The organism is Streptomyces sp. NPDC026515, assembly GCF_055567595.1.
The window spans coordinates 169,065-194,454 of record NZ_JBVHQD010000020.1 but is presented as its reverse complement, the minus strand read 5'-3'; the positions used below and the strand labels follow the sequence as shown (position 1 = coordinate 194,454).

Sequence of the window (25,390 nt, the reverse complement as noted above, 5' to 3'; positions counted from 1 at the left end):
GGGCCGCATGCGCGGGGAGACCGTCCGGAAGGACACACCGCCCCGGGCCGCCCCCAACCTGCTCGACTACGAGGCGGAGTGCGCGGGCTTCTCGTGGTCGCGGGCGCGGGACGCACTGCGTGGGCTGCCCGGCGGACGAGGGCTGAACATCGCTTACGAGGCCGTGGACCGGCACGCGGCGACGGAACGCGCGGCGGCGGTCGCGCTGCGCTGTGTCGGCCGGGACGACTCCGTGACGTGCGTGACCTACGGGGAACTGGCCCGTGCCACGGCCCGGTTCGCCCATGTGCTGCGACGGCTCGGGACCGGTCGGGGCGAGCGGGTGGTCACGCTGCTCGGGCGGTGTCCCGAGCTGTACACGGTGGTCCTGGGGACGCTGAAGAACTCCAGCGTCGTGTGCCCGCTGTTCTCCGCCTTCGGTCCGGACCCGGTCGCGCAGCGGCTGCGGCTGAGCGATGCCCGGGTCCTGGTCACCACGGCGGAGCTGTACCGCAGGAAGGTCTCGGGCCAGCGCGACGCCCTGCCCGGTCTGCGCCACGTGCTGATCGTCGGGGGCGGCGCGGACACCGCGGACGGCACGCTCTCCTTCGACGCCCTCATGGCCGACGCGGACGACACCTTCGTCATCGCGCCCACCTCCCCGGACGACATGGCCCTGCTGCACTTCACCAGCGGCACCACGGGCACCCCGAAGGGCGCGGTGCACGTGCACGAGGCCGCCGTCGCGCACTACGTGACCGCGCGGTACGCCCTCGACCTGCATCCGGACGACGTGTACTGGTGCACCGCCGACCCCGGCTGGGTCACGGGTATGTCCTACGGGATCGTCGCCCCGCTCATGCACGGGGTGACGGTCGTCGTGGACGAGGGCGAGTACGACGCCCGCCGCTGGTACCGGATCCTCGCCGAGCAGCGGGTGAACGTCTGGTACACGGCGCCGACGGCACTGCGCATGCTGATGCGGACGACACCCCGGACCGGGCCGTACGACCTGCCCCGCTCGTTCGACCTGAGCGCGCTGCGGTTCATCGCCTCGGTCGGCGAGCCCCTCAACCCTGAGGCCGTACTGTGGGGGCGGGACGTGCTCGGGCTGCCGGTGCACGACAACTGGTGGCAGACCGAGACCGGCGCCATCATGATCGCCAACTTCGCCGCCTGCGACATCCGCCCCGGCTCGATGGGACGTCCGCTGCCGGGCGTGGAGGCGGCCGTACTGCGGCGCGGCCAGGACGGCCGGGCCGAGGTGACGGACGGGCGCGTCACCGTGCTGGTGGAGCCCGGCGTGGAGGGCGAGCTGGCGTTGCGGCCCGGCTGGCCGTCCATGTTCCGGGGATATCTGCATGACGAGCGGCGCACCGCGGCGGCCTTCGCGGACGGCTGGTATCTGACCGGCGACCTGGTGCGGCGCGACGCGGACGGCTGGTACTGGTTCGTTGGACGCGCCGACGACGTCATCAAGTCGGCGGGCCATCTCATCGGGCCGTTCGAGGTCGAGAGCGCCCTGATGGAGCATCCGGCGGTCGCCGAGGCCGGGGTCATCGGCCGGCCCGACCCCGTCGCCGGGAACATCGTCAAGGCATTCGTCGCACTGCGCCCCGGCTGCGACCCGACCACGGCCATGCAACAGGACCTGCTGGCCTTCTCCCGCCGCCGGCTGGGCCCGGCGGTCGCGCCCCGCGAGATCGCCTTCGACCAGCACCTGCCGCACACCCGCAGCGGCAAGGTGATGCGCCGCCTGCTGCGGGCCCGTGAACTCGGCCTGCCCGAGGGTGACGTCTCCACCCTGGAGGACTCCGCCCACGGCGCCTCCGTCCCGCAGGAGACCCCACAGCGGCCCACGCAGAGAACGGAGCGGTCCGCATGAGCACCACCCGCACCCGGCCCGACCGTCAGGCCGCGCACCGGCTGGCCCTGCTGGGGTCGATGCTGCGCGTCCGCCGCTTCGAGGAACGCTGCGTGGAGCTGTACAGCGCGGCGCGCATCCGGGGCTTCATGCACCTGTACATCGGTGAGGAGGCCGTGGCCGTCGGCGTCAACGAGGCGCTCACGGACGACGACGCGGTCGTGTCGACCTACCGCGAGCACGGCCACGCGCTGGCCCGCGGGGTGCCGACCGAGGCGATCATGGCGGAGATGTTCGGCAAGGCGACCGGCTGCAGCCATGGGCGTGGCGGCTCGATGCACCTCTTCGACGCCGGCCGCCGCTTCTACGGCGGCAACGCCATCGTCGGCGGCGGACTGCCGCTCGCGGCCGGCCTCGCCCTGGCCGACCGTATGACCGGCCGGGCCCGGATCACCTGCTGTTTCTTCGGCGACGGCGCCTTCGCCGAGGGAGAGTTCCACGAGACCGCCAACCTCGCCGCGCTCTGGGGACTGCCCCTGCTGCTTGTCTGCGAGAACAACCTGTACGCGATGGGCACGGCGCTGGCCCGGCACCAGGCCCAGACCGACCTCGCGCTGCGGGCCGCCGGATACGGCATGGCCTCCTGGGCCGTCGACGGCATGGACGTCCTCGCCGTCGAGGACGCCACCCTGCGGGCCGCCGAAGGGGTACGCGGCGGCGGCGGACCGCACTTCCTGGAGATGCGCACGTACCGCTTCCGCGCCCACTCCATGTACGACTCCGACCGCTATCGCGACAAGGCCGAGATCGAACACTGGAAGGAACGCGATCCGGTCGAGGGCTTCGCCCGGCGGCTGCGGGAGGCGAAGGAACTGTCTGACAAGGCCCGCACCGACCTGGAGGACCGCCTGACCGCCGAGATCGACGCGGCCGTGGAGGCAGCCGAGCAGGCGCCCGAGGAGTCCGTCGAGGATCTGCTGAAGTACGTCACCAGCCCGGTGGAGGCGAGCCCGCCATGACCGCGACCCGCACCCGTACCCCGAAGTCCGCCGTCTCCTCCGACCTGAGGACGACCTACCGGGAGGCGCTGCGCGAAGCGCTGCGCGAAGCGCTGCGCACCGACGACCGGGTGTTCCTGATGGGCGAGGACGTGGGCCGGTACGGTGGCTGCTTCGGCGTCAGCCTCGGTCTGCTGGAGGAGTTCGGGCCCGACCGGATCCGGGACGCCCCGCTCTCGGAATCCGCGTTCGTCGGCGCCGGCATCGGCGCGGCCCTCGCGGGGCTGCGGCCGGTCGTGGAGATCATGACGGTCAACTTCAGCCTGCTCGCCATGGACCAGATCCTCAACAACGCGGCGACCCTGCTGCACATGTCGGGCGGCCAACTGCCGGTCCCGATCGTGATCCGGATGACCACCGGTGCGGGCCGCCAGCTCGCGGCCCAGCACTCGCACAGCCTGGAGGGATGGTACGCGCACATCCCCGGCCTGCGGGTCCTGGCCCCGGCCACCCTCACCGACGCCCGCCACATGCTGGCGCCCGCGCTCGCCGACCCCGACCCCGTGCTGGTCTTCGAGCACGGCAGCCTGTACAACGTCTCCGGCGAGCTGCCCGCCGACGCGGGCCCCGTCGACCTCGACCACGCGGCCGTCCGCCGGCCCGGCACGGACGTCTCCCTGATCACCTACGGCGGCTCGCTGCCCAAAGCACTGGCCGCCGCCGACGACCTCGCGAGCGGCGGCATCAGTGCCGAGGTCGTCGACCTGCGCACCCTGCGCCCGCTGGACGACGCCACGGTCGGCGACTCGGTCGCCCGCACCCACCGGGCCGTGGTCGTCGACGAGGGCTGGCGCACCGGCAGCCTCGCCGCCGAGATCTCCGCCCGCCTCACCGAACAGCATTTCTACGACCTCGACGCCCCCGTCGAACGGGTGTGCAGCGCAGAGGTGCCGATGCCGTACGCGCGCCGGCTGGAGGCGGCCGCGCTCCCCCAGCCCGACAAGATCGTGGCGGCCGCCCGGCGCACTGTCGGCGAGCCCGCGCCGGCCACCGGAGGGCCGGACCGATGACCGACTTCACCATGCCCTCACTCGGCGCGGACATGGACGAGGGAGTCCTCCAGGAGTGGCTCGTGGCCCCCGGCGACCAGGTACGCAAAGGCGATGTCGTGGCGGTCGTGGAGACCGACAAGGCGGCTGTCGAGGTCGAGTGCTTCGAGTCGGGGACCGTGGGACGGCTCCTTGTCCCGGCGGGCACCCGGGTGCCGGTGGGGACCGCGCTCGCGGTGATCGAGGGCTCGGCCGGGGCGGGGACGCGGGCGGGCGGCCCCGCGCCTCCGACGACGGTCGCAGCCACGGCGGTCCGGCCCACGGCCGCCGAGCCGACGACGCGAAAGGCGCCCGTAGGCGCGCCGACCGGACGAAAACCGGCCGTCACACCGCACGAACGCCCGAAGTCCCGCCGCGAGCCGGTGCGCAAGCCGGTGCACAGCCAGAAGAAGCAGGCCACGCAGCCCGTACCCACGACGGCCCGACCCGCACAGCCCCCGCCGTCCGAACCCGCCGCGGCCACCCCGGCTCTCGGCGCCGGACCGCTGGTCAGGCACCTGGCCGAGCTGCGGGGCATCGACCTGACGACACTGCACGGCACCGGCCCCGGCGGACGGATCACCCGCGCCGACGTGGCACGCGCCCCGTCGCCCCGCCCCCCGAGGGTGCGGTCGACGCCGTACGCGCGACGGCTCGCCCACGACCTCCACGTCGACCTGGCGGACGTGCGGGGCAGCGGGGACGGCGGGGCCGTGCGTGCGGCCGACGTGCGTGCCCACGCCGGGGAAGACGAGCGGGAGCGGCCCCGGCGCAACGGCGGACAGCGCGCGCCCGTGGCCGCAGCCGCCGCGGACCGCCCGGAACAGCGTAGGGACGCGATGCGCCGGGTGATCGCCGAGCTCATGAGCCGCTCCAAGCGGGAGATCCCGCACTACTACCTGTCCACCACCGTCGACCTCACCGCCGCTGCGGACTGGCTGCGGCGGGTCAACCGAGGCCGTACGCCCGCCGACCGGCTGGTGCCCGCGGCCCTGCTGCTCAGGGCCGCCGCGCTGGCCGCGCGCGAGGTGCCGAGCGTCAACGGCTACTGGCAGGACGACGGGCTGGTCCCCGCGTCCGAGGTCAACCTGGGCGTCGCGGTCTCGCTTCGGCAGGGCGGGCTGCTCGCACCGGTGATCCGCGACGCCGACGCCCTTGCGCCCGACGCCCTCATGCGCCGTCTCAAGGACCTCGTCGAGCGAACCCGCCGGGGAAGGCTGCGCGGCAGCGAGATGTCCGGCGCCACGCTCACCGTCACCAGCCTCGGCGACCAGGGTGTGGAGTGCGTGTACGGCGTCATCCATCCGCCCCAGGTGGCCCTGGTCGGATTCGGCGCGGTCGTCGAACGGCCCTGGGCGGCCGACGGCATGCTCGGCGTGCGCCCGGTGGTGACCGCGACCCTGGCCGCCGACCACCGGGCCACGGACGGCGCCGTGGGAGCGCGCTACCTCACGGCGGTCGACCGACTGCTGCAACAACCGGAGGAGCTGTGAGTGCTGTGAAGCCCCTGACCGACGCGGAGGCCACGGCAGTGGTCAAGGAGTCGATCACGCGGATCGTCCCCGACGCCGACTTCACCCTGGTCCGGCCGGACGACAGGTTCCGTGACGTGCTCGAACTCGACTCGCTCGACTTCCTCAGCCTGGTGGAGCTGCTGGCCGAACGCACGGGCGTCCGTATCGAGGAGGACGACTATCCGGAACTCACCACGCTGGCGGATGCCACCCGGTTCCTGGTCGGCAGATCGGGGGACGTGGCAGGTTCCGCACCGTGAGGCCCGCGTAGGACGTCCCCTCAGGAACCAGAGGAAGCGGCCCGGGCGTCGTCCCTCCGCCAGGCCACGTGTCCGGTGACCGACACCACGCCGTCCACGCCACGGCACAGCTGTTCCACGACGGGAACCAGGCTCCGGTACTCCACTGTGCCGCTGAGTTCGACCCGCCCGTCACGCACCTCCACGGCCACGTCCGCCGGTTCGAGCCCCAGTGTGCGGTGCAGCACGTCCCTGGTGATCTCCTCACGGATGGCCTCGTCACCGCGCAGGAAGACCCGCAGCAGATCACCGCGGCTGACGATGCCCAGCAGCCGGTCCGCCTCGTCGACCACGGGCAGCCGTTTGACGTGCTGGATCTCCATGAGGCGGGCCGCCTCCACCACACTCCAGTCCGGACGCGCGCACACCGCGGGAGCCGACATGAGTTCCTCGGCCCGGGCTCCCTCCGCCTTCGCACGTTCCCAGGCTTCCAGATGCGGGACGGGGGTCCTGCCCGACGGGTCGGCCTGATCGGCGCTCTTGCGCAGCAGATCGGCCTCGGACACCACCCCCATGGGGCGCCCCAGGTCGTCCACCACGGGCAGGGCGGTGACGTCGTTCTCCGCCAGCAGCCGGACCAGCTCCTTGAACGGGGTGTCCCGCCGTGCCTGGACGACGGGCCGCGTCATGAGTTCCTCGACCGTTCGGTGGTGCATTGATACCTCCCGGATACGAGCCGCCCGCCTCGCGGCCGGCGGCGCTCTTCACCCGTGCCGGCAGCGGGTCCCGCGTGGCAGGTCTGGTACAGCACCATTCTGCGGAGCGGACGACGGTCGTGCGAACTCACCACCACGACCGGCCCGTCGTCGAGAGCCCGGCGAGGAAGCGGTCCCTGACCGTGTCGGCCTCATCCCAGGCCGGGCACGACGGCCACCGGGCACGGCGAATGGTGCAACAGGGTGTGCGCGACTCTGCCGAGCTGGAGCCCGAAGTGGCCGTGCCGGCGCCGGGCTCCGACGACGATCAGGTCGGCACCGGCCGCCGCTTCCAGCAGGACGCGATGCGCGGGGCCCTCGACGATCTGACGGCGCACATCGACCCCCGGGTACTCCCCTGCGGCCCTCTGAATCGCCTCGCCGAGCGCGACCGTTGCCCGTTCTTCGCGCAGCCGCGCGGCGTCGTCGGCGATCAGCATGTGGTCCACCGGTTCCTGGGACGGGATCCGCCACGCCCGCACGGCCGTCAGGGCGCAGCCGCGCGCATCGGCCTCATGCAGGGCGAAGCGCAGGGCGCCGGTCTCCTCGGCATTGTCACCGACCGCCACCACGACGCCGCCGCCGCCGCCGGGGGCACCCTCGCGGTCCCGCTCCTCTCCGCGGACCACGACGACCGGGCAGACGGCACGCGCGGCCACCGCGAGGCCCACGGACCCCAGCAGCATGCCGGCCACCTGCCCGCGTCCCCGGCAGCCCACGACCAGCGCGAACGCATCCGGCCCAGTCCGCAGCAGCGCCGTCACGGCGTCCTCGGGCAGTACCTCCGCAGACGCCTTGACCTCCGCGTCGCGCACCCGGGCACGCTCCACGCAGGAGGAGATGATGTGCTCCGCCATCGCCTTCTCGGTCGGCCTGTCGGTGCCGAAGGACGGCAGGGTCCTCTCGTATCTCTCCCACAGGGAGGCGTGGACCAGACGCAGCGGAAGCCCGTGCCGGGCCGCCTCGTCCACCGCCCAGTCCACCGCCACGAGGCTGGAGTCCGACCCGTCGACACCCACGACCACGGGGAGTTCCATCGCCGTCACCGCCTTCTCGTGCAGTTCCCGAGACTCTGTGAACACCGTCGCACCGCCCACGGCCCGCCGCGACACACCGGCGGTCCTGCGGCCGCCGTGTTCAGCCGAACAGACTCCGCACCCGGATCGTCTCGACATGGCGCCACGTCCCGCCGGTCAGCAGCACCCAGTCGTTGTCGTGTTCCTTCCCACCCCGGCGGACAGAAGCGGCCACCGGGCCCACAGCCCGCGACCGAGCCGTCCCCGTCGACGGCAGCCGGGCGCCACAGCGGGCACGCGGGGCACGCCGGGCATCACGAGTCCGCTCGCTCATCGTCTCTCCGTCCGTCCGCAGAACCGTCCCCGCGCGCCCTGCCGTGTCACGCAACCGCCCGCTCCGACGGGTCGAGTCGGTCGCGCGGCCAGGACGGTCGGCGACACGGTCCAGCATCCCTCCCCAGATGCCCCGTCCGATGGGGTCGAACGGCTCTCGCGTGGACCGTGTGGCCCCTGCTCGCCGGCGCCACGGCGGAGGACTGTGGGACCTACGACGAATCCGCGGCGGAGGGTCGTGCCATGTGGACACCGCGTCTTCCCGGTTACCGGCGCCCTCCCCGCCCGCCGGGCCCGCCCGGCGGGCGGGGAGGGCGGGCAGGCGATGCCGGCCCGAGCACGCTGGAACGGCCGGTCGACCGTCTGGAACGCCGGCTCCGGGTCCTCCTGGCGGTCGTCGCCCTGATGGCGGTGCCGCTCCTGGCCGGGGGTGTCGGACAGGCCGTGTACGGCCATTTCACGCTGGTGAGGCACACGGGGCTGGCGCGACTGCACCCGGTGACGGCGACCCTGCTGACGCCGGCGCGGTCGAGCGACGACCGCGCCGGAGCGCAGTCCGGCTTCCACGCGCTGGTGCGCTGGAGCGACCGGAACGGCGGCCACACGGGCGTCGTGCCGGTGCGGGCCTGGCTCCAGCGCGGAGCCCACGCGACCGTGTGGCTGGACGCGCGAGGAGATGTCGCCGCGCCGCCCCCGGACCGGGACTTCCCGGCGACCGCCGGTGTGGCCATGGGATGCGCGACCGTGTTCGCCGGCGTGACCGCCGCCTTCGGCGTGCGGTGGGCCCTCGACAGGAGCTTCGACCGCCGCCGTCTCGCCCAGTGGGCGCGTGCGTGGGAGCGCGTGGAGCCCGACTGGGTGACGCGCTACGGACTCTGAGCTCGGTCGGGGGAAGGGACGGAGGGCGGCCCTGTCCCGCGCGCCGTCCCGGAGGGGGGCCAGCGCCGTGGCCGCTTCGTGCGGACCGGTGGCAGTGGCATCGGATGGGCGAACGCCGCGGGATGCGGTGGTCCCGAGCCTGCCGGTCCGAGCGCGAACGACGGGCGAAACAGGGACTTCCGGGACCTTTACCTGGGCTGTTCGGCCCCAGCCGGGGCGGGATCGGCGAGGTGGACTGGAGGGGTCGGCAGACACGACGACCGCTGAGGAGGCAGGACGATGGCCACACTGACACGCAGGCAGAAGTTCCCGTTCCCGGAGATCCCGGACTGGTTCGAGACCTTTCCCAGCAAGCTGACCGTGCCCGCGGTCCGGATCGAGGACTACACGGAGGACGGCCGCTATGTGATGCGTGCCGAACTCCCCGGCATGGACGCCGAGGACATCGACGTCGTCATCAACGACGGAGTGCTGACGGTCGAGGCCGAACGCACCGAACGGGACATCGACAAGAGCCACAGCGAGTTCCGGTACGGCGCGATGAGCCGTAGCGTGGCCCTGCCGTCCGGCGCGAACGAGGACGACATCAAGGCCGACTACACCGACGGCATGCTGACCGTCAGCGTGGGCCTGGGTGCCGAGAAAGCGGAGGCCAGGCACATCGCGATCCACCACGGTGGCTGACGGGACGCGTTCCCCCTTTCCGGCGGGCCCCGGGCGGGCCCGCCGTCCCGTGCGTCCCGGTTCCCGGTCAGCCTGAGCCGCGTGCGGCGGCCCAGCGCCGTCGTACCGCCTCTTCGTGCTCGGCCTCCTCCAGGGCCAGTTCCACCGCCGCGAGTTCGTCTCGCAGCCGGGGGATCCAGTGCCGGTGCAGGGCGCGGACCCGCTGCCGGGTGCGTACCGCCTCGGCGGCGAGCAGGTCCGCGGCGGCCTGGTGGGCGGCGTGCTCGGCGGCGGCCCGGACCGCCGCGCGGTACGCCGTCCCGGCGTGGGTGAGCGCGGTGCCGGGCGGGCTCGGCTCCCCGGGTGAGCGCACGGGATCCGTCCAGGAGACGGTCGAGGGATGCTGTACGCCCATGAGCGCGGCCCATCCGACGTCGACCCGGGCACGGTCCGCCGGAACCGCCTCGGCCAGCGCCGCCTCACCGCCGAGCAGTACTCCGCGCACCAGCCAGGTGTCCGCCTCGGCAAGGCGCTGCCGCCACACCTCCCCGGCCTCCTCCGCCGCGCGGCGTGCCACCCGCTCCCGGTCGAGCAGCAGCCGGAGTTTGCGTTCGAGCAGTTCCGCTCCGCGCAGCGCGGTGGCGAGGCTGCGGCGCAACCGCAGCCGACCCGCCCGGCCCGGCGGCACCCTGCCGCCGTGCCCGCTCACCGCGGCCCCTCGTGCGGGGCGTGGTGGGCGTCGAGCAGCTCCGCCGGGATCATGCCGAGCTGACTGCGCGGAAGCGTCAGCAGGACGTCCCAGGCGCGGTCCAGGGAGTCGTCCAGCGTGCGGTTCTCGTCCGTGGCCTGGGCGAGGAACCGCTGCTCGAAGGCGTCGTCGAGGTCCAGGTGGCGCAGGTCGACGGGACTGAGCGCGGGCCGGCCGATCAGGTCCGCGAGCTCCCGCACCTGCCGCGCCCGGGCCAGCGCGGCGAGCAGCTGCGCGGCCACGTCCGGGTGGTCGGCGCGGGTCCGCCCCCTCCCGGCGCCGTGCCGCATCAGCCTGGACAGCGAGGCCAGCGGGTCGACGGGCGGGTACACACCGGCCGCGTGCACCTCGGCGGAGAGCACGATCTGGCCCTCCGTGATGTAGCCGGTCAGGTCGGGGACCGGGTGGGTGATGTCGCCCGCCGGCATGGTGAGCACCGGCAGGACGGTCACCGATCCGGGGCGGCCCCTGATCCGGCCGCAGCGCTCGTAGAGGGAGGCGAGATCGCTGTAGAGGTAGCCCGGGTAGGCCCGGCGGGCCGGGATCTCGCCACGCGCGGCCGACACCTCGCGCAGCGCCTCGGCGTAGGCCGTCATGTCCGTCATCACCACCAGGACGTGCCGGCCCCCGGTGAACGCCAGGTCCTCGGCGATCGTCAGGGCGAGCCGTGGGGTCAGCAGCCGTTCGATGACCGGGTCGTCGGCGGTGTTGAGGAGCAGGACCAGCTCCCGGGCGGCCGAGCGCTCCGCCAGGCCGGCGCGGACGAACGCGGCGTCGGCGTGGGTGAGCCCCATGCCCGCGAAGACCACGGCGAACGCCTCGCCGCCGCAGACCGCCTGCGCCGCGATCTGCACCGCGAGTTCCAGGTGCGGCAGCCCTGCCGCGGAGAACACCGGGAGCTTCTGGCCGCGTACCAGTGTGGTGAGGACGTCCACGGCGGTGACGCCGGTCAGGACCGCCTCGTTCGGGGGCTCCCGGCGCACCGGGTTGATCGGGGCACCGCCCACCGCCGCCCAGGTGGCGCCCAGCACCGGCGGTCCGCCGTCGGCCGGTTCGCCCCGCCCGTTGCACACCCGGCCCAGCCACCCGGAGCCGACGGGGATGCGCAGGGGGGAGCCGGAGAAGGCGACGCGGGTGCCGCCGCGGTCCATGCCGGCGGTGTCCTCCAGGACCTGCACCACGGCGAGGTCCCGGTCCGCCTCCAGCACCAGGCCGTGCCGTCGTTCACCCGAGTCGAGGGTGATGGTGGCGGACTCGTCCCAGCCGACCCCGCGCACCCCCTCCAGGACCACCAGCGGGCCACGCAGCTCCCGTACCGCGGTGTACTCGATGGCCACCGGGGCTACCGGGTCCACGGGAGGGACGGGGGCGGCGGCGTCCGCGGGAGCCTCGGCGCCGGCCCGGTCCGCGGGCCCGCTCATGCCGCCGCCTCCGCCAGCCCGGCCAGCACCGTGTCGCGGGCGGCCGCCACCGGCGCGGTCTCCGCCGGTCCGGCAGCCTCGCGGGCGCGCAGCAACGGGGTGAAGTCGACCGCCTCGACGGCGTCCGCGGTGGTGCCGGAGTCCACCAGGTCCAGGCAGCGGTCGACCACCGTCAGGGCGGCCGCCACCAGCGCCGCCGTCTTCTCGGGCGCGCTGTAGGCGTCGGCCCCGGACAGCGCGTTCTGCTGGATCACGGACTCGCGCAGCAGCCGTCCGGCGAGCACGCTGATCCGCTCGCGTGGGGGCAGGGCCGTGATGCCCACCAGTTCGACCAGGTCGGCCAGCCGGTCCGCCTCGGCGAGCAGCCGCGCCACCCGGGCCCGTCGGTCCGCCCAGTCCGGGTCCCCGGCCCTCGCGTGGGCCGCGGCCAGGGCCGGGGCGTCCCGGGAGAAGGAGTCCGTCCAGGAGACGGCCGGGTAGTGGCGGGCGTAGGCGAGGTCGCGGTCCAGGCTCCACAGGCACCGTACGAACCGTTCGCTGTGGGCGGTCACCGGCTCGGTGCGGTCTCCGCCCGGCGGGGAGACCGCACCGAGTACCGTGACCGACCCGGTGGCGCCGCCGAGCGTGCGCACGGCCGCGGCCCGTTCGTAGAACGCCGCCAGTTGCGAGGCGAGCCCGGCCGGATAGCCCTCCTCGGCGGGGAGTTCGCCCATCCGCGACGCGAACTCCCGCAGCGCCTCCGCCCAGCGGGACGTCGAGTCGGCGATGACGACGACGTCGAGGCCCATGTCGCGGAAGTACTCGGCGACCGTGGCCCCCGTGTGCACGCTCGCCTCCCGCGCCATCATCGGCATGTTGGAGGTGTTCGCGATCGTCACCGTGCGCTCCGACAGCCGGCCCCCGGTGCGCGGGTCGGACAGCTCCGCCAGTTCCTCGATGACGTCGGCCATCTCGTTGCCGCGCTCACCGCAGCCGACGTAGACGATGACGTCGGCGTCGCACCACTTGGCGATCTGCTGGAGCAGCATGGTCTTGCCGGTCCCGAAGCCGCCGGGGACGGCGACGGTGCTCCCCCGGGCCACCGGGAAGAGCAGGTCGACGGCGCGCTGCCCGGTGTGCAGGGGCAGCACGGCGGGCAGCCGCTCCGCGACCGGGCGCGGTCTGCGCACCGGCCAGGTCTGTGCCATGCGCACCTCGTGCCCGCCCACCGTGGCGAGCACGGCGTCGGCGGCGTACTCGCCCGCCGCCGCGACGGCGCCGACCGCGCCCGAAAGGCCGGGCGGCACCAGCAGCCGCAGCGGCACGGCCGCGGTGACCTCGCCGAGGGTGTCACCGGCCGCCACCCGCGTTCCGTCGGCGGCCTTCGGCGTGTACGGCCAGGTGCGCCGGTCCGCGATGGTCCGGGGTCCGCCGGCCGGCAGCAGGTCGCCGGCTCCGGACAGCGGCCGCAGCAGGCCGTCGAAGACACCTCCGAGCAGGCCCGGGCCCAGCCGCACCGACAACGGGTGGCCCTGCGGTTCGGCGGGGTGCCCCGGCGCCAGGCCGCCCGTGTACTCGTACGCCTGGACGGTGGCCGTGTCTCCCCGGACCGCGACCACCTCGCCCGGCAGCCGGGCGGCTCCCAGCAGCACCAGGTCCTGCATGGCCACGGAGGCCGGGCACGCCATCTCCACCAGCGGCCCGGCGACCCGCAGGATTCGTGCGGACGCGACGGTCATGGCTCGCCCCACAGCCTCTCGATCCGGGCCCCCAGCTGTTCCAGGGCACGGTCGGCGAGGGTGTCCGCGCAGAGGTCGAGACGGCGTCCGGGCACCTCGGCGACAACACCGCCGCCCGGTGGGGCCGTGATCAGCGCGTTCTCGCCCAGCAGCCCGCGGGCGGTCCGGGCGAGCCGGCCGGGCGGGACGGCTCCCTCGGCCAGCGCCCGCCGTACGCCGCAACGGACCGCGGCCCCCAGGTCCGCGTAGACCTCGGCGCGGGCCGCCAGTTCCCGGTTCCAGGCGTCCTCGGCGGCACGCACCCGCTCCCGGGCGGCCTCGGCCTGTCCGTCCCCGGCGCCCTGCTCCCGCGCCTGGGCCAGTACCCGCCCGGCGTCGGCGTGCGCGGCACGCAGGGTCTGTGCCGCGTCCGCACGCGCCCGCGCCACGGCGGCCTCGGCGTCCGCACGGGCGGCCCGCAGCAGTTCGGCACGGACCGGGTCCAGTTCGTCCACGGTGGCCGTCATCGGGGCATCACCACCGTCAGCGGCCGCGCCTGATCCGGCTCCGTGGCCTCGGCTCCGAGTGTGTCGGCGGCAGCCGCGGTCAGGATCACCAGGGTGACGGAGCCGGGGAGTTCCCGCCAGGCGCGCCGCACCTCGTCGGGACACTCCGCCGCCAGCACCTCGACCCCGGCCAGGGCCAGACCGCCCACACTCGTCCCGGCACCGATGGCGGCCACCGTTCCCATGGTCATGCCTTTCCGATCAGCAGGATCGCGACCACCAGCCCGTACACCGCGATGCCCTCCGCCAGCCCGACGATCACCATGGCCCGGCCGAACATCTCCGGGCGCTCGCTCAGCGCGGCGAGGGCGGCGGCTCCCGTGTAGGCGACCGCGATGGCGGCGCCGATCGAGGCTCCGGCCACCGCGACGGCCGCCCCGATCAGGGCGGAGCCGTTGGTGCCGGAGCCCCCGGCCGCGGCCTGCGCGGAGGCCTGGGCCGGGCCCGAGAGCGCGGTGGCCAGGACGGCACCGGCGCCCGCCAGCAGGACCAGGTTCGTCGCCAGGAGCCAGCGGAAGGCGTGTCTGGTCCGGCGCCGCCGAAGCAGCCGTGCGGCACCGAGCACCGCCACCAGGACCGGCAGCACGATCAGCCAGGCGAGCATGTGATCACCTTCGCAGGAGCACGTCGGCGGGTTCCGCCGGAGGGACGTGCCAGGGACGGAACGGACGGCCCTCGGTCTCGAAGAGCCGGGAGAAGATCTCGTAGAACTCCAGCCTCAGGGCCTGCACCCCGGCCACCAGGGCCTCCAGGCCGAAGGAGAGGGCCGTGCCGACCGCGAACAGCAGGGCGGCACCGGCCCACCAGGCCGGACCGCGGCCCGCCAGGCCCGTGGTACCGCGCCACACCAGGTCGGCGAGCGCGGCGTGGGTGAGGCCGAAGGCCGCGAGCCGGGCGAAGGACAAGGTGTTGGTGCCGGTGCGTACGACGACGTCGAAGAGCCGCACCCCCGTCTCCGCGAGGCCGGCGCCGCCGCCCGCGGTGGCCCGGAACAGCCCCAGCGCCACCAGCGCCAGCCCGGCGCAGGCGAGCGCCGCTCCGGCCAGGGCGGCCGGCACCACGTGCAGGACGAGTCCCGCGGCCGCCGACGCGAGCCCCAGGTAGAACAGCAGCCCGGCCACGCCGGACGCCGCGTACAGCCCCGCGGCCCAGCCGCCCTCACGCACCCGGTTCACCGCGCCCGCGGCGTGCGCGAGGGCCAGCAGCGCGGCCCCGGTCACCACCGCGGCCGCCAGCAGCCGGGCCGGGCTCCGCAGGGGCGCCAGCCACAGCACCGGCAGCAGGCCGGTCGGCCCGAAGAACTCGCCGTAGGCGGCGCCCGCGAGCATGGCGGCGAGCCCGGCGCCGGCGAAGAACGGCCAGAGACGTTGCAGCGGGGCGAGCCGCCGGGGCCGCCCGAAGCGCAGGGCCAGCGCGCCGAGCAGGAGCATGGCCCCGTGCCCGACGTCGCCGAACATGAGCCCGAACATCGCGACGTAGGCGAGACCCGCCGGCCAGGACGGGTCGAGGTCCGCGTACGACGGAGTGCCGTACGTCGTCACAAGAGGCGTGAACGAGACCTCCCCGGTGCTGCGCAGCAGCGTCGGGGGATCGGTGCCGCGCGGAGCCGGCAGCACCAGCAGCGCGCCGCCCGCCGCCGCGAGCCGCTCGGTCACCCGGGGCACTTCGGCCGCCGGGCACCACCCGGCGAGCGCCGACACCTCGCCCTGCCGCACGGCGCCCTCCGCGCGTTCCTCCAGTTCGGCCTCCCCGGCCAGCAGGCCCGTCTCCCGCCGGTCCTCGAGACGGTCCAGGTCGGGTGCGGCGACGGCCAGGGCGGCGGTCCTGCCCACCTTCCGCGGGGCGCCGCGGCCCGCCAGCCGCCTCAGCCGCAGTGCCGCGGGGCCCGGGACCGTCTCCTCCGCGCGGTCCAGTTCCACACAGCCCGCCTCGGCGATCCGCACCAGCGCGTCCCGCAGCGCCGCGCGCGGCACGACCACCGCCACGCGCCGCATCCGGACCGGTGTCATCGCCTCAGGCCAGGGCATCGAACGCCTCCCCCAGCGAGCCGCCGCGGGCCGCTGACTCCAGGGCGGCCCGCATCCGCCAGGCGTCCACGGAGAGCAGCGCGACCGCGCCGACGACGACGCCGGGCCCGGGTCTGCCGTCGCGCAGCAGAGCCACTCCGTCGTCCCGCACCACGCGCCACCAGCGGGCCTCCGCGCGCCACAGTCCGGCCGGCTCCTCGACGTCCGCCAGCAGCCGCCGGGCCGAACCGGGAAGTCCCTCGCGGAACTCCCGGTACGAGGCGGCGTCCGGTGCACGTCCCCCGAGCAGCCGGGCCGCGTCCCGCCGGACCGGCTCCGGCAGAGAGCGGGCGTGCACGAACAGTTCACGCGCCGTCAGCAGGGCCGCGCGTGCGACGGCCCACTTCCGCGCCTGCGGGACGGTGAGGGCGGTGCGCCGCACGGCGGCCATCCGCATGCCCGTGACCATCGCCCACGGCGTGTCGCCCCCTGGATCACCCCATGCGGACGCGGCGAGCGCGGCACGCAGTTCGGCCGGGGTACCGGTCTCGGCGAGGCGCCGCCAGGCCGTCTCCAGCGCTCCGAGCCGGTACGGCGGCCCCGCCGGACCGCTGCCGGGTCCGTTCGGCGGGGCCAGCCGGGCGACGACGTTGGCGACCTCGAATCCCGAGACGAGGGGCACGAGCAGCCGGGCCCCGCCCCGCGGCAGCCAGCCCGCCAGTACCCTCAGATGCCACAGCAGCGTCGCGGCCACCGCGTGCTGGGCCCCGGCCAGCCCGGCCGTCTCTCTCGTGTACCTGACGTACGGTGTCCCGGCCAGCCTTCGCAGCGCCTCGTCGAGCGACGGGCACACCGCGATCTCCCGCGCCCCGGCGGCACCCGGATACCGGTCGGCCATGGCCCGCGCCCGGACCGCTCCGGCCACCCACCCGGCGCTCATGGTGCCGCGTCCGTCCAGAGCACCGGCCGCGGTGCCTTCGGCACCGTGCCTCCCGGCCGGGAAGGCCGGCCTGCTCGGCCGCGCACCCGAGCCGCCCGGGCCGTGCACCGGGCGCTCACGGCGCCGCGCCCCAAGACGTGACCGACCGCAGCGTCTGGGCCACCGCGCCCTCCACCAGGGCGGGCAGCCCGGCCCGTCCTCGCTCCCGCACCGCGTCGGCGGCCAGGTCCCCGGCGGCGCGAACGGCCTCGGCCTCCCGCAGCGCGTCCCGTACGAACGGTTCGGCAGCCTGACGCCGTGCCTCCGGAGCCTGCTCCCGGGCGGCCGCCACGATGCCCGCGGCCTCTCGTCCGGCCTCACGCCGGATCGTCTCCGCGGCCTCTTCCCCGGCCGCCCGGATCCGGGCGGCCTCCTGCTGTACGGCCGTCAGCCGGGCCAGGGCGGGGGCCAGCTCGGCCGCGCGTTCCGCTCCCCGGTCGGGGGGCACGCCGCTGACGGCCGCCCCCGGTGTCCCGGTCGGGCGGAACCGTTCCAGGAAGTCCCGCAGGCTCATGTCCCGGCCTCCTGCCGGTCGGCTGCTTTCCAGTTTCACCGTCCTCGTCCGCGCCCGCACCGGATAGGGCCTTCACGCCGTTCCATCAGGGCCGTTCGGCTCTGGACGGCCGGAGGCGGAGCATGAGACTGGAACGGTAGGCAACCCGAATGACTCCGGAGGCCACAGTGAACCAGCACGAGAACTTCTCCACCGGGGCCGAGGCACGACGTTCCCTGCCTTCCCGGCCCTGGAGCCCCGGCGAGGGCACCCGCCAGGACATGTTGGTGCGCTACCTGGGCGCCGTGGCCGCCGCGGCGGCCGAACACGCGGAGCCGGTGGGACAGCCGTCGCCTCCCCCGGCGAAGACCCCGCCCGAACCCGCGACCGGCTCCGGGGCGCCGTTGGTCCGGGACGTGATGGAGGTGCCCGCCGTCTCCCTGCACGACGACCTGCGGTACCGGGAGATCGCCCGGCTGCTCGCGCGCGAGCACGTCGGTGCCCTGCCGGTCGTGGACGCACAGGACCGCGTGGTGGGCGTCGTCTCCGAGTCGGACCTGCTGGCGAAGGTGGCCATGGAGGCTTCCGGCCGCCGTCCCCGGCCGGTCGACAGGCTGCGCGAACGGCGGCTGCACGACAAGGCCCGGGGCGAGACCGCGGCCGACCTGATGACCAGTCCGGCGATCACCGTGCTGCCGGGTGCCACCGTCGCGGAGGCCGCATGGCTCGCCTCGCTGTCCCGGCTGAAGCGGATCCCGGTCACCGACCACGAGGGCCGGCTGGTCGGCGCCGTGGGCCGCGACGCACTCCTGCAGACCCTGATCAGGGACGACTCCGGGATACAGACCGAGGTCGAGGACAGGATCCGGGCCGTCTGCCCTCCGGGCGACCGGACGTCGGTGGCGGTGACCGTGCACGACGGCATCGTGGAACTGTCGGGCCGGCTGCCGATGGCGACCGGGGCCCGGCTGGTGGCCGAGACCGAGGCGATCGCCGACGTGGTCGAGGTGAAGAACCTCCTGACCGCGGTCTGAGCCCCGGGGCCGCCATCATGTCCCGCACGGTCACCGTCGGTTTCGACGGTTCGCCGCAGAGCCGCGCCGCAGCCGACTGGGCGGCCCGTGAGGCGGGCCTGCGCGCCCTGCCCCTGAAGGTCCTGCACGTCCGCTCCCCGGTGCCCGGGAACCGTGCGGCGCCGTCCGGCGCGGAGAGCGGGCACGAGCGGACCCACCGGGATCCGGCCGGGGACGCGGCGGAGCAGTTGCGCATGCGCCACCCCGGCGTGGAGGTGATCGCCGACCGGGTCACCGGTGACCCGGCCCTCGCCTTGGCCGAGGCCGCGGACGCCGCTGAGTTGCTGGTCCTGGGATCACGCGGCCTCGGCGGCCTCGGCGGGTTTCTCGTCGGCTCGGTCAGCCTCTTCGTCATCGCCCACACGGTCCGGCCCCTGACGCTGGTCAGGGCGGAAGGACAGGCCGCCGGGGACGACCGGGAAACGTCCGCCGAAGCCGACGGCCCGTCCGCCCCGGCCCCCTCCAGACCCGTGGTGGTCGGTCTGGACATCGGCGACGCGGACGGGACGCTGCTGGGATTCGCCTTCGACGCCGCCGCGCGCCGGGGCGCGGTCCTGAGGGCCGTGCACGTCTGGACCGAGCCACCCGGCGACTTCCGCCGCTTCGACGGCGTGCGGTTGCATGCCTCGCTCGCACGGCGGCAGGCCACCGCCCTGACCGACGCACTGCGTCCCTGGCGGCGGAAGTTCCCCGGCGTCGAGGTGATCGAGACGAGCCGCTGCGGCAGCGCGGCCCAGGTGCTCGTCGACGCTTCCCGCGACGCTTGCCTGGCCGTCGTGGGCCGCCGGATCCGCACCAGCCCCCTCGGCACCCACATCGGCCACGTCACCCACGCCGTTCTCCATCACGTGGTCGCGCCGGTCGCCGTGGTCGCGCACGGCTGATGAGGCACAGCGGCTACGGGCTACGGGTGGGAAGCCGGCACGCCCCGGTCTTCCCGCGGGACCGGCCAGGCCAGGGCCCGGGTGATGTCGGCGAGGGTGAGGATACCGACGAGACGGCCCTGGTCGACGACGAGGGCGCGGCGCGCGGGGCTCTCCTGGAGCCGGGGCAGCAGGTCGACCACGGGCTCGTCCGACGTGGCGGTCACGACGTCGCCGAGGGGCCGCATGACGTCGCCGGCCGTCGTGTGCGTTCGCGCCTGCGCCGGCACGGTCTGCACACCGCGCAGGGTGAGGAGGCCGGTGACCGAACCGTCCGCGGCCAGGACCGGGTAGGCCGAATGCCGGTAGGGGCCGAAGGGGCCCTCGGCCAGGAAGTCGGAGAGGATCACCGTCTCGGGGACGACGACCGGGGCCGGCGTCATGACGCGGCGGACGGGGACGCCCTCCAGGACTCCCCGGATCTGCGCCTGGCGGGACTCGGCCGTGGCGGCGGCGATGAGGAACCAGCCGATCAGCGCGGGCCACAGGCCGGCCAGGTCCCCGGCGAACAGCACGTCCGCGAACCCGGTCAGCACCATGAACCAGCCCAGCGCCCGGCCCGCCGCCGAGGCCCCCCGGGTGGCGCGCAGCCGGTCCCCGGTGCGGTGCCACAGGTACGCCCGCAGCAGCCGGCCGCCGTCCAGCGGAGCGGCGGGCAGCGCGTTGAAGACGGCCAGCAGGATGTTGATCGCGCCCAGCCACGCGACCGCCTCGACCACCAGCCCGGTCACGTGCAACGCGTCCAGTCCCACGGCGGCTCCGGTCAGGACACCTCCGGCCAGCAGACTGGTGAGGGGACCCACACCCGCGATCCGCAGCTCGGCGGCCGGTGACGGGGCCTCACCCCGCAGCCGGGCCGCGCCGCCCAGCATCCACAGCGTGATGCCCTCCACCTCGACGCCGTTGCGCCGGGCGACCACGGCGTGCGCCAGTTCGTGCGCGAGCAGCGAGAGGAGGAACACGACGGCGGTCAGCACGGCGAGACCCCAGTACGCGACCGGGGAGTGACCGGGGTGGGCGGCCGGCAACCGGCCGTGCGCCAGTGCCACGGTGATCAGCGCGACGATGACCAGGACGCTCCAGTGCAGACCGACCCGGACACCGGCGATCCGGCCGAGGGACAGCGACTCGTCCATGAACCTCGCCTCGCCTTCCGGCTCCCGCACGGTGCGGATCGCACCCGCGGCACCTACAGCGTGCGACGGCGGTGGCCGGCCCCGGAGGGGCCGACCGGCTCTCGTCGGGGACACTCGGCCCCCCCGCCCGGAGCCCGCCGGCCGCGGGCCGCGGGCCGGCGGGGGAAGCAGACCGGGACCACTCGGCCCAAGACCCGAAAGGTCCGAAGCCGCAGTCTGGAGGTGTCCCGTCGCGTCGGCAGAGCCCTTGGAGGACGCCATGAACGGCACCCCGACCGTCGTGAGCGACATGATGACCCGTCAGGTCGTCGCCCTGCGCACCGGCGCGGTCTTCAAGGACATCGTGAAGGTCATGCACGAGTGGCGGGTCAGCGCCCTCCCCGTGCTGGACGAGACCGGTGCGGTCGTCGGCGTCGTCTCCGAGGCGGACCTGCTGCCCAAGGAGGAGTACGGCGACGGAGACATCGGCCGCTACGGGCGGGTCCGGTACCCAGCCGACGTCCGCAAGGCGGACGCGATGTCCGCGGCCGAGCTGATGACCACCCCGGCCGTCACCGTGCGGCCTGACGCCACCCTCGCCCACGCCGCCCGTCTCATGGCCCGCCACCGGGTCAAGCGACTCCCGGTCGTCGGCCGCGACGGCGCCCTGAACGGTATCGTCAGCCGCGCCGACCTGCTGAAGGTCTTCCTCCGGCAGGACCGGGACATCGCCGGGGAGGTGCGGCACAAGGTCGTCGCACGGCTCTTCGGCACGCACACCGACGCGATCCGGGTGGACGTGCGCGACGGTGTCGTCACCATCGCCGGGCAGGTCGACGAGAGCGCCCTGATCCCCCTCGCCGCACGGCTCGCACGCGCCGTCCCCGGTGTGGTCGAGGTGAACTGCGCACTCACCGGGCCGCCGCGCCGCCCCGCCCCCGACGGGCGGTCAGGTACGCCCTGATCGGGCGGCACGGTCCACCGGTACGGAGCACTTCCCCGGTGGCCCGGTCCGTCAGTAGGCCTCGACCCCCTGCCTGCGGAACTGCCCCAGCACCCGCTCGACCAGTTCGGGTGACGGAACGGGGGTGTCGCGCAGCGGAAAGGGAACGCCGAGAGCCGTGTACTTCGAGGCCCCCAGTTTGTGGAAGGGGAGGACGTCGACCCGCTGCACCGCGGGGAGTCCGGCGACGAAACGGGCCAGGCCGTCGACGGGCTCCGGGGTGTCGGTCCAGCCCGGGACCAGGACGTAGCGGATCCACATCGGGACGCCGAGGCGGTCGAGGCGGGTCGCGAAGTCCAGGGTGGGCGTGAGTTCGCCGCCGGTGAGGGCGCGGTAGGTGGGGACGTCGAAGGACTTGATGTCCAGCAGGACCAGGTCGGTGTCGGCGAGGAGTTCGTCGTCGGCGCGGGCGCCGAGGAAGCCGGAGGTGTCCAGGGCGGTGTGCAGACCGGCCTCCTTGCAGCGGCGCAGTACCGCGCCCGCGAAGGCCGGCTGGAGGAGGGGCTCACCGCCGGTGAGAGTGACCCCGCCGCCGGCCGTGGTCACCAGGGCGTGGTATCTCTCGATCTCGGCCATCACCTCGTCCACCGTCGACTCGCGCCCGTCGCGCATGTGCCAGGTGTCCGGGTTGGCGCAGTACAGGCAGCGCAGCGGGCAGCCGCTGAGGAAGAGGACGAACCGGGTCCCGGGACCGTCCACGCCGGTGGACAGGTCCCAGGAGTGGATCCGGCCGCGCCGCACGGTGCTCACAGCGATCCGTGGAAGGTGCGGCTGATGACGTCGAGCTGCTGCTCGCGGGTCAGGCGGACGAAGTTGACGGCGTATCCGGAGACGCGGATCGTCAGGTCCGGGTACTTCTCGGGGTGTTCCATCGCGTCCTCCAGCGTCGTGCGGTCGAGGACGTTGACGTTCATGTGGAAGCCGCCGGCTGCCGTGTAGGCGTCGAGGATGCCCACCAGGTTGCCCGCGCGCTCCGCCGGGTTGTGGCCCAGACCCTCGGGCGTGATGGTCGTGGTCAGGGAGATGCCGTCGCGGGCCTGTTCGTACGGCAGCTTGGCCACCGAGAGGGCCGAGGCGGCGACGCCGTGACGGTCGCGGCCGTTCATCGGGTTGGCACCGGGGGCGAAGGGCTGTCCGGCGAGGCGGCCGTCGGGAGTGTCGCCGGTGTGCTTGCCGTAGACGACGTTGGAGGTGATGGTGAGGACCGACTGGGTGTGTTCGGCGTTGCGGTACGTGGGGTACTGGCGGACCTTCGCCATGAAGGTCTCCACCAGGCCGACGGCGATGTCGTCCGCGCGGTCGTCGTTGTTGCCGTACGCCGGGAAGTCGCCCTCGGTCCGGAAGCCGACGGCGAGTCCGGCGGCGTCCCGGAACACCTTCACCCGCGCGTACTTGACGGCGGACAGGCTGTCGGCGGCGACCGAGAGGCCGGCGATGCCGCACGCCATGAAGCGGTGCACCGGGTAGTCGTGCAGGGCCATCTCGACGCGCTCGTAGGCGTACTTGTCGTGCATGTAGTGGATGACGTTGAGGGCGTTGACGTAGGTCCGGGCCAGCCAGTCCAGGACGTGGTCGTAGGCCTCCGAGAGTTCCTCGTGGTCGAGGTACTCGCCGGTCAGCGGGGGTGCCGAGGGGGCGATCTGTTCGCCGGTCATCTCGTCGCGGCCGCCGTTGATCGCGTACAGCAGCGCCTTGGCCAGGTTGACCCGGGCGCCGAAGAACTGCATCTGCCGGCCGACCTGCATCGCCGACACGCAGCAGGCGATCGCGGTGTCGTCGCCGGTGCGCGGGCGCATCAGTTCGTCGGACTCGTACTGGACGGCGCTGGTGTCGATGGAGACCCCGGCGCAGAACTCCTTGAAGGCGGCGGGCAGCCGGGACGACCAGAGGACGGTCAGGTTGGGCTCGGGGGCGGGGCCGAGGTTGTAAAGGGTCTGCAGGAAGCGGAAGGAGGTGCGGGTGACCAGGGTGCGGCCGTCCGCGCCCATGCCGCCGATGGACTCCGTGACCCAGGTCGGGTCGCCGGAGAACAGGGCGTCGTACTCGGGGGTGCGCAGGAACCGCACGATCCGCAGCTTGATCACGAAGTCGTCGATCAGCTCCTGGGCGCGCGTCTCGTCGAGGACGCCGTCGGCCAGGTCCCGCTGGAGATAGACGTCGAGGAAGGTGGAGGTGCGGCCGAGCGACATCGCGGCGCCGTTCTGCTCCTTCACGGCGGCCAGGTAGCCGAGGTAGAGCCACTGCACGGCCTCGTGTGCCGTGGTGGCGGGGCGGGAGACGTCACAGCCGTAGCCGGCCGCCATCCGGGTCAGTTCGCCCAGCGCCCGTATCTGCTCGGCGAGTTCCTCCCGGTCGCGGATGACTTCGGAGCCGGACCCGCAGGCGTCGAGCTTGGCCCGCTCGGCTTTCTTGGCCTCCACCAGCCGACTGGTGCCGTAGAGCGCGACTCGCCGGTAGTCGCCGATGATCCGGCCACGTCCGTACGCGTCCGGGAGGCCGGTGATGACGCCCGCCCTGCGCGCGGCACGCATCTCGGGGGTGTAGGCGTCGAAGACCCCGTCGTTGTGGGTCTTGCGGTACGTGCCGAAGACGCGGGTCACGAAGGGATCGGGCTCGTAGCCGTACGCGCGCAGCCCGTTCTCCACCATGCGCAGGCCGCCGTTGGGCATGATCGCGCGCTTGAGGGGGGCGTCGGTCTGGAGGCCGACGATCAGTTCACGGTCGCGGTCGATGTAGCCGGGGGCGTGGGAGGTGATCGTGGAGGGGGTGGCCGTGTCCACGTCGAGGATGCCCCGGCGACGCTCCTCGGGAAAGAGCGAGCTGACCTTCGCCCAGACCGTTCGGGTGCGGTCGGTGGGGCCGCTCAGGAACTCCGGGCCGCCCTCGTACGGCGTGTAGTTGGCCTGGATGAAATCGCGTACGTCGATCTGTTCGCGCCAGCGGGTGCCTGCGAAGCTTCGCCAGGCGTCCGTCGTCGTGCGGTCGCCGGCTGTCGTGGTTGCGGTCATCGTGGTTCCTCTCCCCTTCGCTCACCCCGGATGCTCGTCGCCCGCCGCGCGCGGCGGGAGTGCCGTCCGGTCCCCACGGCGGGGCCGGACGGCCCTGGGACCCGTCACCCGCCGTCGAGGTCCGGCCGGACGAGCGTGCCCGAGCGGGCATGGACGATCTCGTACGCCGCGTCCAGGGCGCCGATGGCGGCCAGCCCTCCGGTGCGCTCCACGAAACGGGCGGCCGCCTCCGCCTTGGGTCCCATGGAGCCCTCGGGGTATCCCGCGCCGCGCAGCCGGGCCGGGGTGGCGTCGAGCACCGGCCGCTGGTCCGGGGTGCCGTAGTCCGCGTACACGCAGGGGACGTCCGTGAGGATGAGCAGGAAGTCGGCCTTCAGTTCCTCGGCGAGCAGGGCGGCCGTGAGGTCCTTGTCGACGACCGCCTCGACGCCGGTGAGGGCCCCCGAGACACGGTCGGCGGTGACGGGGACGCCTCCGCCGCCGGCGCATATCACCAGCGTGCCGGCGTCGAGGAGTTCGCGGATTGTCTCGATCTCGACGATGCCCCGCGGCGACGGAGAGGGCACGACGCGGCGCCAGCCCCCGCCGTCCAGCCCCGTACGCCAGCCGCGGCGCCGTGCGAGTGCCTTGGCGACGTCCTGGCCGTAGACCTGGCCGACGAACTTGGCGGGGTGCTCGAAGGCCGGGTCGTCGGCCCGGACCAGGGTATGCGTGACCAGGGTGGCGACACGGCGGCCGGGCAGGGCGTTGTGCAGGGCGCGGGCCAGCAGGGCGCCGATCATGCCCTGGGTCTCGGCACCCAGCATGTCGAGCGGGTAGGCGATGGTGAGGGCGGGGTCGGCAGCGCTCTCCATGGCGAGCAGGCCGATCTGCGGTCCGTTGCCGTGCGTGATGACCAGTTCGTGGTCGTGGGCGAGCGCGGCGAGAGCGGTGACGACCCGGTCGACGTTCTCCTGCTGCACGGCCGCTTCGGGGCGGTCGCCGCGGCGCAGCAGCGCGTTGCCGCCGAGGGCGACGACGATACGCATGG

Annotated in this window: 25 protein-coding genes; 10 read left to right on the top strand and 15 right to left on the bottom strand. The window is 74.2% G+C overall.

The window, feature by feature from the left end; genetic code table 11:
• The first annotated feature begins 7 nt into the window (after positions 1-7).
• Genes acsA through ACZ4O3_RS34530 form a run of 5 tightly spaced genes read left to right on the top strand, consistent with a single transcriptional unit; the run spans position 8 to position 5,703 of the window.
• Positions 8-1,864 (top strand): acetate--CoA ligase, encoded by a 1,857-nt coding sequence (acsA, locus tag ACZ4O3_RS34550; protein WP_467726095.1) that lies wholly within the window; start codon positions 8-10, stop codon positions 1,862-1,864.
• Positions 1,861-2,862, top strand: coding sequence for a pyruvate dehydrogenase (acetyl-transferring) E1 component subunit alpha (gene pdhA, locus ACZ4O3_RS34545; RefSeq protein WP_467726094.1), 1,002 nt, complete (start codon positions 1,861-1,863; stop codon positions 2,860-2,862). The genes acsA and pdhA overlap by 4 nt, the downstream gene beginning before the upstream one ends.
• Positions 2,859-3,911: an alpha-ketoacid dehydrogenase subunit beta gene (locus ACZ4O3_RS34540; protein ID WP_467726092.1), complete on the top strand. Its 1,053-nt coding sequence runs from the start codon at positions 2,859-2,861 to the stop codon at positions 3,909-3,911. Before pdhA ends, ACZ4O3_RS34540 begins: the two co-directional genes overlap by 4 nt.
• On the top strand, positions 3,908-5,422 hold the full coding sequence (locus ACZ4O3_RS34535; protein ID WP_467726091.1) for a 2-oxo acid dehydrogenase subunit E2: 1,515 nt from the start codon (positions 3,908-3,910) through the stop codon (positions 5,420-5,422). Before ACZ4O3_RS34540 ends, ACZ4O3_RS34535 begins: the two co-directional genes overlap by 4 nt.
• A 5-nt stretch (positions 5,423-5,427) precedes the next feature.
• Entirely contained in the window at positions 5,428-5,703 is a 276-nt protein-coding gene (locus ACZ4O3_RS34530; RefSeq protein WP_385001310.1) for an acyl carrier protein, read from the top strand.
• A 20-nt stretch (positions 5,704-5,723) separates the two neighbouring features.
• On the opposite strand, the gene ACZ4O3_RS34525 is transcribed toward ACZ4O3_RS34530, so the two are convergent.
• A complete protein-coding gene (locus tag ACZ4O3_RS34525; protein WP_385001313.1) occupies positions 5,724-6,398 on the bottom strand; it encodes a CBS domain-containing protein in 675 nt (224 codons plus the stop codon).
• Positions 6,399-6,589: 191 nt separating this feature from the next.
• Positions 6,590-7,474, bottom strand: a complete 885-nt coding sequence (locus ACZ4O3_RS34520; protein WP_467726115.1) for a universal stress protein — start codon at positions 7,472-7,474, stop codon at positions 6,590-6,592.
• A 555-nt stretch (positions 7,475-8,029) separates the two neighbouring features.
• Between ACZ4O3_RS34520 and ACZ4O3_RS34515 the strand changes: the two genes are divergently transcribed.
• Together ACZ4O3_RS34515 and ACZ4O3_RS34510 are read left to right on the top strand one after the other, a co-directional pair.
• The gene (locus ACZ4O3_RS34515) at positions 8,030-8,665 is read left to right on the top strand and encodes an Rv1733c family protein (protein ID WP_467726089.1); all 636 of its coding nucleotides are present in this window, start codon (positions 8,030-8,032) and stop codon (positions 8,663-8,665) included.
• Positions 8,666-8,944: 279 nt separating this feature from the next.
• Positions 8,945-9,349 (top strand): Hsp20/alpha crystallin family protein, encoded by a 405-nt coding sequence (locus ACZ4O3_RS34510; RefSeq protein WP_385001319.1) that lies wholly within the window; start codon positions 8,945-8,947, stop codon positions 9,347-9,349.
• Positions 9,350-9,416: 67 nt separating this feature from the next.
• Here ACZ4O3_RS34510 and ACZ4O3_RS34505 read toward each other — a convergent pair whose 3' ends face one another.
• The 9 genes from ACZ4O3_RS34505 to ACZ4O3_RS34465 all read right to left on the bottom strand — a co-directional run bounded on the left by ACZ4O3_RS34505 (position 9,417) and on the right by ACZ4O3_RS34465 (position 17,259).
• Positions 9,417-10,037, bottom strand: a complete 621-nt coding sequence (locus ACZ4O3_RS34505; protein WP_467726087.1) for a V-type ATP synthase subunit D — start codon at positions 10,035-10,037, stop codon at positions 9,417-9,419.
• Positions 10,034-11,497, bottom strand: coding sequence for a V-type ATP synthase subunit B (locus ACZ4O3_RS34500; RefSeq protein ID WP_467726086.1), 1,464 nt, complete (start codon positions 11,495-11,497; stop codon positions 10,034-10,036). Before ACZ4O3_RS34500 ends, ACZ4O3_RS34505 begins: the two co-directional genes overlap by 4 nt.
• Positions 11,494-13,215: a V-type ATP synthase subunit A gene (locus ACZ4O3_RS34495; RefSeq protein WP_467726084.1), complete on the bottom strand. Its 1,722-nt coding sequence runs from the start codon at positions 13,213-13,215 to the stop codon at positions 11,494-11,496. The genes ACZ4O3_RS34500 and ACZ4O3_RS34495 overlap by 4 nt, the downstream gene beginning before the upstream one ends.
• On the bottom strand, positions 13,212-13,721 hold the full coding sequence (locus tag ACZ4O3_RS34490) for a hypothetical protein (protein WP_467726082.1): 510 nt from the start codon (positions 13,719-13,721) through the stop codon (positions 13,212-13,214). Before ACZ4O3_RS34490 ends, ACZ4O3_RS34495 begins: the two co-directional genes overlap by 4 nt.
• Positions 13,718-13,951: a V-type ATP synthase subunit F gene (locus ACZ4O3_RS34485; RefSeq protein ID WP_385001333.1), complete on the bottom strand. Its 234-nt coding sequence runs from the start codon at positions 13,949-13,951 to the stop codon at positions 13,718-13,720. The genes ACZ4O3_RS34490 and ACZ4O3_RS34485 overlap by 4 nt, the downstream gene beginning before the upstream one ends.
• The gene (locus ACZ4O3_RS34480; RefSeq protein WP_467726080.1) at positions 13,948-14,364 is read right to left on the bottom strand and encodes an ATP synthase subunit C; all 417 of its coding nucleotides are present in this window, start codon (positions 14,362-14,364) and stop codon (positions 13,948-13,950) included. Before ACZ4O3_RS34480 ends, ACZ4O3_RS34485 begins: the two co-directional genes overlap by 4 nt.
• A 4-nt stretch (positions 14,365-14,368) precedes the next feature.
• Complete coding sequence (locus ACZ4O3_RS34475) at positions 14,369-15,787, bottom strand: V-type ATPase 116kDa subunit family protein (protein WP_467726078.1); 1,419 nt, start codon at positions 15,785-15,787, stop codon at positions 14,369-14,371.
• Entirely contained in the window at positions 15,774-16,706 is a 933-nt protein-coding gene (locus tag ACZ4O3_RS34470; protein ID WP_467726076.1) for a hypothetical protein, read from the bottom strand. The genes ACZ4O3_RS34475 and ACZ4O3_RS34470 overlap by 14 nt, the downstream gene beginning before the upstream one ends.
• Before the next feature lie 115 nt (positions 16,707-16,821).
• Positions 16,822-17,259: a hypothetical protein gene (locus ACZ4O3_RS34465; RefSeq protein ID WP_467726074.1), complete on the bottom strand. Its 438-nt coding sequence runs from the start codon at positions 17,257-17,259 to the stop codon at positions 16,822-16,824.
• A 167-nt stretch (positions 17,260-17,426) separates the two neighbouring features.
• Between ACZ4O3_RS34465 and ACZ4O3_RS34460 the strand changes: the two genes are divergently transcribed.
• Positions 17,427-18,272, top strand: a complete 846-nt coding sequence (locus tag ACZ4O3_RS34460; RefSeq protein ID WP_467726073.1) for a CBS domain-containing protein — start codon at positions 17,427-17,429, stop codon at positions 18,270-18,272.
• 17 nt (positions 18,273-18,289) lie between these two features.
• Entirely contained in the window at positions 18,290-19,195 is a 906-nt protein-coding gene (locus ACZ4O3_RS34455) for a universal stress protein (RefSeq protein WP_467726071.1), read from the top strand.
• Between the two features lie 20 nt (positions 19,196-19,215).
• Here ACZ4O3_RS34455 and ACZ4O3_RS34450 read toward each other — a convergent pair whose 3' ends face one another.
• A complete protein-coding gene (locus ACZ4O3_RS34450; protein ID WP_467726070.1) occupies positions 19,216-20,400 on the bottom strand; it encodes a site-2 protease family protein in 1,185 nt (394 codons plus the stop codon).
• 229 nt (positions 20,401-20,629) lie between these two features.
• Between ACZ4O3_RS34450 and ACZ4O3_RS34445 the strand changes: the two genes are divergently transcribed.
• Entirely contained in the window at positions 20,630-21,313 is a 684-nt protein-coding gene (locus ACZ4O3_RS34445; RefSeq protein ID WP_362727480.1) for a CBS domain-containing protein, read from the top strand.
• Positions 21,314-21,364: 51 nt separating this feature from the next.
• Here ACZ4O3_RS34445 and pflA read toward each other — a convergent pair whose 3' ends face one another.
• The 3 genes from pflA to ACZ4O3_RS34430 form a co-directional block, all read right to left on the bottom strand.
• Positions 21,365-22,102: a pyruvate formate-lyase-activating protein gene (pflA, locus tag ACZ4O3_RS34440; RefSeq protein WP_362727478.1), complete on the bottom strand. Its 738-nt coding sequence runs from the start codon at positions 22,100-22,102 to the stop codon at positions 21,365-21,367.
• Positions 22,099-24,360 (bottom strand): formate C-acetyltransferase, encoded by a 2,262-nt coding sequence (pflB, locus tag ACZ4O3_RS34435; RefSeq protein ID WP_467726068.1) that lies wholly within the window; start codon positions 24,358-24,360, stop codon positions 22,099-22,101. The genes pflA and pflB overlap by 4 nt, the downstream gene beginning before the upstream one ends.
• 104 nt (positions 24,361-24,464) lie before the next feature.
• A complete protein-coding gene (locus tag ACZ4O3_RS34430) occupies positions 24,465-25,388 on the bottom strand; it encodes a carbamate kinase (RefSeq protein ID WP_467726066.1) in 924 nt (307 codons plus the stop codon).
• Positions 25,389-25,390 lie beyond the last annotated feature (2 nt).